Here is a 9,795-nt window from a genome sequence, read left to right on the forward strand (position 1 = left end):
TATTAGAGCTAATAGTCTATTTATCATTCAAATTAACTGCTTAACTATATGGGACTTAAACTTCACTAATAAAATAAACTGACAACAATGAAAAAAATAATATTATTACTTCCACTAATGTCGGCTAGTGCTACAGCAGAATCATTTGATGTACCTCATGTTTTATCAAATAAAGCATTAACTATTCGCAATCTGACAGCTCCAATGAGCCTGCCATTAAAACAACCATCAAATTTTAGTGCGTTTCCTACCACGGTTAACAATGATCCTAATATTGCAGAAGTTTACCGCCCCCAAGATTTCACAGATTTAGGCAATAAAACAATCGTCAACATTACAGAGCTGACAAAAGTAGCACCTAATAGTTTTGAATTAAAAAAACAACCTTGGTCTGATACTTATTGGCCTACAGTATACGGTGGTATTGCTTGGCGTTATCATAATAACAAAACGACTAGTGAAACTACCTTTAAAGACCTTTACAATTACACATACAAAGTAAGGCCAATAAATACCTATCAAGGTGATGATCGCAACGACTTATCTCCAGCAGAAAAATATGACCTACTAGTTGGTGATAAATCATTATCACTGACTAAGTCTGCATGGCAAGTTGGCATCAATTATGGCGGCTTAAATGGTGCGAATATTGAAAGTTGGATGGGTATCTGTAATGGTTGGGCTTCTGCAGCATCCGTTCTTCCTCGCCCTACAAATGCCGTTACAGTTAAAGATCCAAGTGGTGACGATCTCACTTTCTACCCTTCTGACATCAAAGCACTAGCTGATCAACTTTGGTCAGAAGCATTTATGTATAGCCAGTATAAGGTAATTGGTGCTCGATGTTTCAAATCAGATCCTGCAACAGACAACAATGCTAGAGTGAAGGATTCTGACTGTCGCGACGTCAACCCAGGTGTTTGGCATATCGTTGTTTTAAACCAATTAGGTCTAAGCCATCGAAGCTTTGTACTTGATGCTGACTATAGTGCCCAAGTTTGGAATCAGCCCGCTATTGGTTATTCAATTGAGTACTTTAACCCTCAGACAGGTGAGAAATCAGCAGATCCTGATAAAGTGAAAGTTGCACGTTCAGATTACACTAGAGATAGATTCTCTAGCTACCGTAGTAAAAATACGACTTCAATTGTTGGCGTGAATATGTCGTTCAAGTACACAGATGAGAGTTGGCCTAATCATAAAACACCAGACACAAAAGCTGACGATGCAGTAACGGTTGTGAATTATACCTATGATCTCGAACTCAATGATCATGGTGATATTATCGGTGGTGAGTGGTATAAACAAACCCAACATCCTGATTTCCTTTGGACGATTAAAAAAGGTGACACTTTACAATCAGCTATCGATGGTAAAGGTAATTGGAATATAGCTGATCCTGTCCCAACTGATTGGCAAGATAAAGCGGTAGAATCATCTAAAAATGCTCAGCCACTATCATCGATTGTCTATACATTAATTAACGCAGCGACTCAAAATACTAAACCCAAAGTACAATGGCGACCATTAGTGACACAGGGACAATGTTTGAATGTTTATAATAATTATACATTTGATGGTGCGTTAGTTTTAACTACGAAATGTGATGGCAGTGATAATCAAAAATGGACACTAACAAGTGAAGGTTTTTTACATCCTCACAATGTGCCTCAATTATGTTTTGCCGCCTCAAATATTGTGAAATGTACAAATGCTCCAGAACAAAAGTGGCACCTTGATAATAATAAGCACCTTATCAATGCATTAGGTCAGCAAGCGACTTTCAATGGCCAAACATCCCCTGTATCAGCAACTGCCAAAGGCTCACAATGGCACTGGGGCAATTAATCCGACAACGTAAACTATCAAGTTAAATAACGCGATAACACAAATACCCTCATCTCGCTTGTAGCTAAAGCAATCAGCGAATGAGGGTATTTTTATTGTGCTGAGATGATAAAACCCGTCACAGCAAGCAATTAATATATAAACGTATAGTGTATCTATCACTTTCACAGCGCATGCTTTTCATTTTATAAAATATTGAAAGGATATTTTACTTTGTGAATTTTTAGCGTGTTCAGATCACAGCTCTTCTACTGTTTTCCCCCTCTTTAAAGATAAAAGCTTATCCTCTATAAAAAGATAATATTCAACACAGTAGGATATCAATCATGGATGGGATGAGAAGCTTACTCAAACCGAAATCAATTACCGTTATTGGTGCATCAGATAACCCATTACGTGCAGGTAATGTGGTGATCCGTAACTTATTATCAGGGCAATTTCGTGGCCCTATTATGCCCGTTACCCCTAAATATGATGCCGTAGCCGGTATTCTTGCCTATCCTGATATTGCCAGTTTACCTCGCGTCCCAGATCTTGCAGTGGTTTGCACTCGCGCAGAGCTAAATGTTGATATTGTTGAACAGCTTGGCAAGAAAGGGGTTAAAGCTGCCATCATTCTTGCAGCAGGCATGAACAATCCTCAACTGCATACCAACCCTTTTAGCCAAAACCACCAGCCAAGCCTAGAAGAGCAAATGTTGGCAAAAGCCAAAGAATACGGCATGCGCTTGATTGGTCCTAACAGCATGGGGTTGATCCTGCCTTGGCTTAACTTGAATGCTTCGTTCTCTCCTATTAGTGCAAACAAAGGTAAGATTGCTTTTATTTCCCAATCTGCGGCAGTGTGTACCACGATCTTGGATTGGGCTAAAAACAAGAGTATTGGTTTCTCAACGTTTTTATCATTAGGTGATGCCTGCGATATTAACTTTGCAGAATTACTTGATACCTTATGTCAAGATTCCAAAACCGATGCGATATTGCTCTATATCGATTCCGTTAAAGACGCCCGACGTTTTATGTCTGCTGCCCGAGCTGCAGCCCGTAATAGACGTATACTGGTATTAAAAAGTGGGCGGACCCAAGCAGGCAGTTCTGCTGCACACTTACATACTGGTGGTGATATTGGCTTAGATGCTGTCTACGATGCCGCCATAAGACGTTCAGGTATGTTGCGGGTAAACAATACCCATGAGTTGTTTGCTGCGGTAGAGACCTTGGCACACTCTGTACCATTACGTGGCGAACGTTTAGCAATATTAACCAATGGTGGTGGCCCTGCGATCATGGCTGTCGATGCCTTATCTGATCGTGGTGGTAAGTTAGCTAAATTAAGCCAAGAAACCATTAATCGCCTATCTGCCGTATTGCCCTCTTGTTGGTCTCATGCCAACCCTATCGATATTATTGGTGATGCCGACATTAGCCGCTATCAGCAAGCCATCAAAATCCTATTAGATAGTGATGATTTTGATGCTTTACTGATCATGCATAGCCCGTCAGCCATCGCCCCTGATATTGAAACTGCCAATGCGTTAATTGAAACTTTACATCAGCATCCAAGAACCAAACGCTTTAATATCCTGACAAATTGGGCTGGCGAGAACGAAGCGAACATTGCCCGTAAAACCTTTACTGAAGCAGGTTATCCCGCTTATCGCACGCCTGAGAGTGCGATTTCAGCCTTCATGCACATGGTCGAGTACCGTCGCAACCAAAAACAATTAATGGAAACCCCCGTTTCTATTGGTTATAGCAACCACAATACTCATCAAGCTCATGAACAAATTGCTGAGTTACTTGCCAATAATATTCGTCACTTAGAAACCCATGAAGCCCGTCCAATCTTAGAATCTTACGGCTTTACTACCTTGCCGACATGGATTGCACTTGATGCCGCAGAAGCCGTACATATTGCCGAGCAAATTGGCTACCCAGTTGCGGTAAAACTTCGATCGCCCGATATTCGTCATAAGTCTGAAATTCATGGGGTTGTACTACACCTTCGTACTGCGAACGAAGTTGAAAATGCCGTGCAAGCGATCTTTGATCGTGTTGCTATGCACTACCCAACAGCACGGATCGATGGTTTGTTAGTACAACGTATGGCTGATCGTTCTGGAGCACAAGAATTGCGGATTGATGTTCACAACGATCCTATCTTTGGACCAGTGATCTTAATGGGTGAAGATAATGCCCGTTGGGATATTCACCGTGACGCAGCGGTCGCTATTCCACCGCTGAATATGGCACTGGCTCGCTATATGGTGATCAACGCCCTTAAAACCGGAAAAATCAAACAACGTAGTACATTAGAGAAAATAGATATTCCTGCGCTATGCGGCTTATTGGTTAAGATCTCACAATTGATCATTGATTGTCCTGAGATCAAAGCGTTAAATATTCACCCGCTACTCGTTAGTGGTAGCGAGCTAACAGTGCTTGATGCCTCAATGGAGATCAAACCATTTACTGGTGATAAACAAAAACGCCTTGCGATCCGTCCTTACCCTAAAGAATACGAAGAAACCTGCACCTTGAAAGACGGACAAACATTGTTATTACGTCCTATCTTGCCGGAAGATGAGCCACTTCATAAAACCTTTATGTCGAAAGTCTCGGTAGAAGATTTATATAAACGTTTCTTCTCCGATATTGGTGAGCTAAACCATGAAGCCTTAGCCAAATTCACACAAATTGATTACGACCGTGAAATGGCATTTGTTGCCGTTGCCAAAGATGCCCATATCAACCTTGAAACTAATGAAAAAGAAGACGTTGTATTAGGTGTTGCTCGTGCCCTTTCTGATCCTGAAAACCATGATGCAGAATTTGCTATTCTGGTACGTTCCGATATGAAAGGCTTGGGCTTAGGTAGCATCTTAATGAACAAGCTAGTGAACTACTGCAAACTGCGAGGATTGCAGTTTATGACGGGTATGACCATGCCTTCTAATCACGGTATGATCCACTTAGCAGAGAAAGTAGGCTTTAGTATCGACGTTCAACTAGAAGATGGCATAGTTGAAATGCTACTCCCTCTTGTTGATAAAAAAGATAGCTAATCTCTGAGGAAGTAATAACACCGATTGAAATTATTGCTACCTTTTTAAAATGCATTCAAGACAGGAAGTCACAAACAATATGAGTGTTATAGTCGAAATCAGTAAAGAGATTGAGCAAGACGAAGTGATCAGTTTATACCGAGCCAATGAATGGTCTTCAGCGGAAATTCCTGAAAAATTGATCCCTGCACTATTAAACTCAGAAACCTTAGTCACTGCACGTAAAGCCGGAAAACTTATTGGTATTGGTAATGCTATTTCTGATGGTCATTTAGTCGTCTACTATCCGCATATGCTGGTTGATCCTAATTACCAAGGTCTAGGAGTCGGCAGAATGATGATGGAGCTCATGCAAAGTAAGTACCGTGGTTTCCACCAACAGATGCTGACTGCTGATGGTAAAGCCGTCGAGTTTTATAAAGCATTAGGTTTTGAAAGAGCAGGCAAAACGGAACCCATGTGGGTATACGCAGGTAATGATCATTAATGAAACCTATCTATGTAAAGTGCTCACAAAAAAGCAACCTAGATAATAATCTGAGGCTGCTTTTTTTATCATCGTATGACTGTTATAGCTAATACAAAGCCTTGCTCCACCAGCTAAGCTAAATTCTAAACTGTCTGATAATGCTGTGCATTTGTTGCGATAATTCAGATAACACCTGCGTAGATTTCGCCGTTTCTCCGACACTCTGAGCGCTTTGCTGAGAAATGATATTAACCGATTCCATATTGCGGTTAATTTCCTCTGTTGTCGTACTTTGCTCCTCGGTAGCATTCGCATTTTGAATATTCATATCATTAATTTTAGCGATAGATTCAGTGATCACGCTAAACGCATCACCTGATTTGGTCGCATTTGACACGCTTTCTTTTACGATGCTATTACTCTTATCCATACTCAATACAAGTTCATTGGTACCATGCTGAACTTTTTCAATTAGCGACTGAATCTCTGTAGTTGAATCTTGAGTACGTTTTGCCAGTTCACGTACTTCGTCAGCTACAACGGCAAAACCTCGACCTTGATCACCAGCACGAGCCGCTTCTATCGCTGCATTGAGCGCTAATAAATTGGTTTGTTCGGCTATAGCTCGAATGACATCTAAAATACCACCAATGTTTTCTGTTTCATGTACCAGTTCATTAAGCCTCACTGACGTTAAGTTAATCTCTTCATCAAGCTGACTGATACTTTTTACAGTATTCTGCACAATAACAATGCCTGATTGTGCTTCAGTATGTGCTTCATTGGTAAATTGCGCAGCTGTACCCACGTTCTGTGCAACTTCTTGAACAGACATCGACATCTGATTCATTGCTACTGCCACTTCATCCGTTTTCTGTTGCTGCTCTGTGACGCCTTGACTGGTTTGAGTAGTAATAGCAGTCAAATTATCTGAGGCACTGCCAAGCTGATCATTGGCATCACTCATTTTCACGATGATACTTTTCAAGCTATCGGCAGTAGTTTGCAACGCTGTCAGCAAGACACCGACTTCATTATTACCATAACGTGGAATATGAACGGTTAAATTCCCTTGTGCTAACTCTTTTGCAGCGTCAACAGCACTACCAATAGGCTTAGTAATCGTTTGAGAAATAAAGACTCCAACAGCAAAAGCTAATATCGCAGTAATAATACCCCCACCAACGATAACCATTATCGCGAGATTTGCTGCTTCATTTGCAGAGCCTTTTCGCTGTTGCATCAATGCTTGTTCAATATCAATGATCTCTGCAACACGATAACGAAGATCATCCATGTACGCCTTACCTTGTTTCTTCTCTAACTCAAGGTAAAGATCATTCATGACCTTGTATTGAAGGCCATGCTTGATTTGTTTAATCGCAACTTCGGCGTAATCGTTGATCCATGCATTGATATTTTTATCATCAATATCGTTAGTTTTCAGAATACGATTAACTTCTTTTTTTCCTTGATAGTAAGGTTCTAAATAATCATCCGTCTTATTAATGATGTAGCCTCGCAAGCCAGTTTCCATATTCACCATTGCCTGCAAAAGCTCATTACTTTGATAACCAAAACGACGGTCTTCAGCTTCAATACGAATTTTATCCATCAGCTGTTTACCAATGCCTGATGCTAACAACTCATGAATAGCTTGCTCAGAATATTCGCCGTTTTGGATATCTTTACGTAACTGAATAATTTTATCTGCGTATGCTTGCCAAGCTTTTGCTTCATTGGCGACAAAAGCATAACGTTCTTGCTGTGCTGGATTATCACTGGTTAATTCAGTGACTATATTTAAGTGTTTATCAAACTCTTTCTTACCTGAAATATAAGGTTCAAGGTATTCTTCTTGCCCACCAATGGCAAAGCCGCGTAAACCTGTTTCCTGATCAACCATCGAAGACACTAAGATATTTGAGTTATCGATAACTTTATAAGTGTGTTCAACCATCTTCGCGGTTTTATCCATCGTTACAATGGCATTCCAAACAATTGCGCATAATATGCCTAACAGCAGCACAATAAGCCCATTCCCTATAAGTAGTTTGTTTCTTATTGATATATTTTCCATATTCATTGTGATCTAGCCTTCCGTAAGTATTCGTTGTGTAACAATAAGTTCTTACTTTTAGCGCTGCATACACACTATAGAAAACCCTATTAACCCTGTGTAAATAGATAACCCATTTTGTTTCAGAAATGAGAATATATATTCATATTGAGAAAGTTATTTGTAGATAGATAGCATATTTATCTAGATATTTTGCCTTATACACTATAATTATCACGAAAAAGACATAGCACATAAAATATGTGGGGAAGTAGGATGTATAGCAGTTTACTCACAACGAAATATAAACCTCAGTTAGGTATCTATATTCTCGTACTCATGATTAGTTTTTTATTTTATTCAACAATAAGTCAGGCAGGTACAACCAAAAACATTGGTACAAACTTACCCATTGATGATCAATACGGCTTGGTGTTAGAGCCCACACCCACGGTTAATTTTCGCTTTCTTCCATCAAATACAGCCATGCGACAGACTGAGCAATTTATTGAGCAATCACCAGTACTTGAAACCATCAAGCAATTGAGCCAAAAGCGTTTTGTATTCTCACCAGCCCTAAATATTGTCTTTGGTTCAGATGATGGTCCTTTATTTGATCCTATAACCAATTCAATTCACATCCCCTATCAATTCGTCAATGAAAGTCGCCAACTATTTAAAAATAAAGGATTATTCAAAACTCAACGTGAAGTGAACCAAGCTACAGAGGATTCGCTGCTTCATACTTTGCTCCATGAAATTGGACATGCCTATATTGCTGATAGAGCCATTCCCATTTTAGGAAAAGAAGAAGATTCAGTTGATAACTTTGCCACCATTCTGCTACTTAACGACATTCCGCGCGGTGATGACATTGCTATTAACTCTGCAGATTTGTTCGCACTAGAAGATTTAGATACTGACAGTTTTGATGATGCTGATTTTGTCAGCGAACACAGTTTAGACTTACAACGCTACTACAATATTTTATGTTTAGTGTATGGAAGTAATCCTAATCGTTATCAGCGTATTTTTGATGAGTTATCTGCATCAGAAAGGAAACAACAAAAGTTACGTTGCCCCGAATATTTTGCGGTGATCAATCAAGGCTGGTTACATTATTTAGCTGAGTAGTCTGCGGTAATCTCCTGCACCCGAGCGAAATAAGTGGCATTGTCACAATACAGGGTTATTTGTGAGGATTATTCATAAATAACCTAAATATGACAAAGCAAAAAATCATCACCTTTATTATAAGTAATTAATATATTTATTATTGTCATGTTAATATTAGTGATAAATTTTATTGTTTTTTGGGGAAAGATTAAGTTCTATGTCGGATAAAAAAGAACAACAAAGTGTTGATATAGAACCAAAGTCATCAAACACTGATGAACAGCTTGCAGTAGTACCACAAAACAAGCGTTTTCGACGTTTCCTGTTCTGGTCCATTTTAATATTTGTTGTTACTCCGCCAGTTATCCTCTCAAGCTGGTTGTATACCAAAGATATCCGTTTAAACCATGTCTCTGGTTTGAAATTCAATAATGGCATCACAGCAAAGAATATTTCTGTCAGTATTGAAAATACCACGATTGAACTAGAAGATCTTTCATTACACCGTAACTTAAATAAAGACACGGGTGATGTTTCTTATCATGTGTTTGCAGTGAAATCTTCAGTAAAACTGCCAAAAGCTGCGACTAAAGCGTTAGCTGATCAAAATATCAAACTAAACTATATCCACCTTTACGATGCTGACATCAAGTTTACCCACTTCTCAGCACCGTTTCGCTTCACCGCACATGCGCGAAAAGTAACATCCTCGGCCCTGCATACTAACAGTGTGACAGGTTGGCCTAATGCGGTTCAAATTCTTGAAGATGTGGACGTTGCTTTTAATAGCGATCCTCATATTGCGCTAACCGGCAACGTATCACATGGTGTGATGACACTATTTTTCCCTGACTACAACCCTTCACCTCACTATCGTTTGCATTTCAACGATGGTGATTTTTCGATTAGTTGGCAAGGTGACAGTACGCCATTAAAGGTCAACGTAGGGGCTATGTATCCTGAGTGGAAAACCTTATATTCCATCTTGGAACAACAAGAATTAACCCAGTTAGGCTTTTCAATCGATTTCAAAAAGCCGACCGAATCTATGGTATTAACGGCAGACAAAATCCACCTTGAAGAGCCAATGTTTTTACCTAAATTTGTTGAACGTGCTGATATCAATAACAAGGGATACCACCTAGGCCAAACCATTGCTAATTTGGCTCAGTTACCCATGCACAAATTTAGAGTTAAATCATTTACTTATGGTGATCTAATTTTAGATTCGCGCGTAC

Annotated in this window: 5 protein-coding genes and 1 pseudogene; 5 read left to right on the plus strand and 1 reads right to left on the minus strand. The window is 39.6% G+C overall.

Going from position 1 to position 9,795, the window contains the following annotated elements; translation table 11 throughout:
- Positions 1 to 87: 87 nt before the first annotated feature.
- From E5A76_RS09640 to E5A76_RS09650, 3 genes are all read left to right on the plus strand, one after another.
- Positions 88 to 1,848 carry a ricin-type beta-trefoil lectin domain protein gene (locus E5A76_RS09640; RefSeq protein ID WP_161118795.1) on the plus strand — a complete coding sequence of 587 codons (1,761 nt, stop codon included), beginning with the start codon at positions 88 to 90 and terminating at the stop codon, positions 1,846 to 1,848.
- A gap of 326 nt (positions 1,849 to 2,174) precedes the next feature.
- Positions 2,175 to 4,913 (plus strand): bifunctional acetate--CoA ligase family protein/GNAT family N-acetyltransferase, encoded by a 2,739-nt coding sequence (locus E5A76_RS09645; RefSeq protein WP_161118796.1) that lies wholly within the window; start codon positions 2,175 to 2,177, stop codon positions 4,911 to 4,913.
- Positions 4,914 to 4,992: 79 nt separating this feature from the next.
- Positions 4,993 to 5,400, plus strand: a complete 408-nt coding sequence (locus tag E5A76_RS09650; protein ID WP_053989106.1) for a GNAT family N-acetyltransferase — start codon at positions 4,993 to 4,995, stop codon at positions 5,398 to 5,400.
- A gap of 118 nt (positions 5,401 to 5,518) precedes the next feature.
- Here E5A76_RS09650 and E5A76_RS09655 read toward each other — a convergent pair whose 3' ends face one another.
- Complete coding sequence (locus E5A76_RS09655; RefSeq protein ID WP_237459125.1) at positions 5,519 to 7,360, minus strand: CHASE3 domain-containing protein; 1,842 nt, start codon at positions 7,358 to 7,360, stop codon at positions 5,519 to 5,521.
- 357 nt (positions 7,361 to 7,717) lie between these two features.
- Between E5A76_RS09655 and E5A76_RS09660 the strand changes: the two genes are divergently transcribed.
- Positions 7,718 to 8,575, plus strand: coding sequence for a DUF4344 domain-containing metallopeptidase (locus tag E5A76_RS09660; protein ID WP_161118798.1), 858 nt, complete (start codon positions 7,718 to 7,720; stop codon positions 8,573 to 8,575).
- Positions 8,576 to 8,774: 199 nt separating this feature from the next.
- Positions 8,775 to 9,795: pseudogene (locus E5A76_RS09665) on the plus strand (hypothetical protein); the annotation flags it as partial.

This window comes from Photobacterium lucens, from assembly GCF_009873615.1.
GTDB classification, from domain to species: Bacteria; Pseudomonadota; Gammaproteobacteria; order Enterobacterales; family Vibrionaceae; genus Photobacterium; species Photobacterium lucens.

What these genes read in the sequence shown, in the direction of transcription:
- E5A76_RS09640 (WP_161118795.1), top strand. Translation starts at nt 88, where the DNA reads ATGAAAAAAATAATATTATTACTTCCACTAATGTCGGCTAGTGCTACA.
- E5A76_RS09645 (WP_161118796.1), top strand. Translation starts at nt 2,175, where the DNA reads ATGGATGGGATGAGAAGCTTACTCAAACCGAAATCAATTACCGTTATT.
- E5A76_RS09650 (WP_053989106.1), top strand. Translation starts at nt 4,993, where the DNA reads ATGAGTGTTATAGTCGAAATCAGTAAAGAGATTGAGCAAGACGAAGTG.
- E5A76_RS09655 (WP_237459125.1), bottom strand. Translation starts at nt 7,360, where the DNA reads ATGGATAAAACCGCGAAGATGGTTGAACACACTTATAAAGTTATCGAT.
- E5A76_RS09660 (WP_161118798.1), top strand. Translation starts at nt 7,718, where the DNA reads ATGTATAGCAGTTTACTCACAACGAAATATAAACCTCAGTTAGGTATC.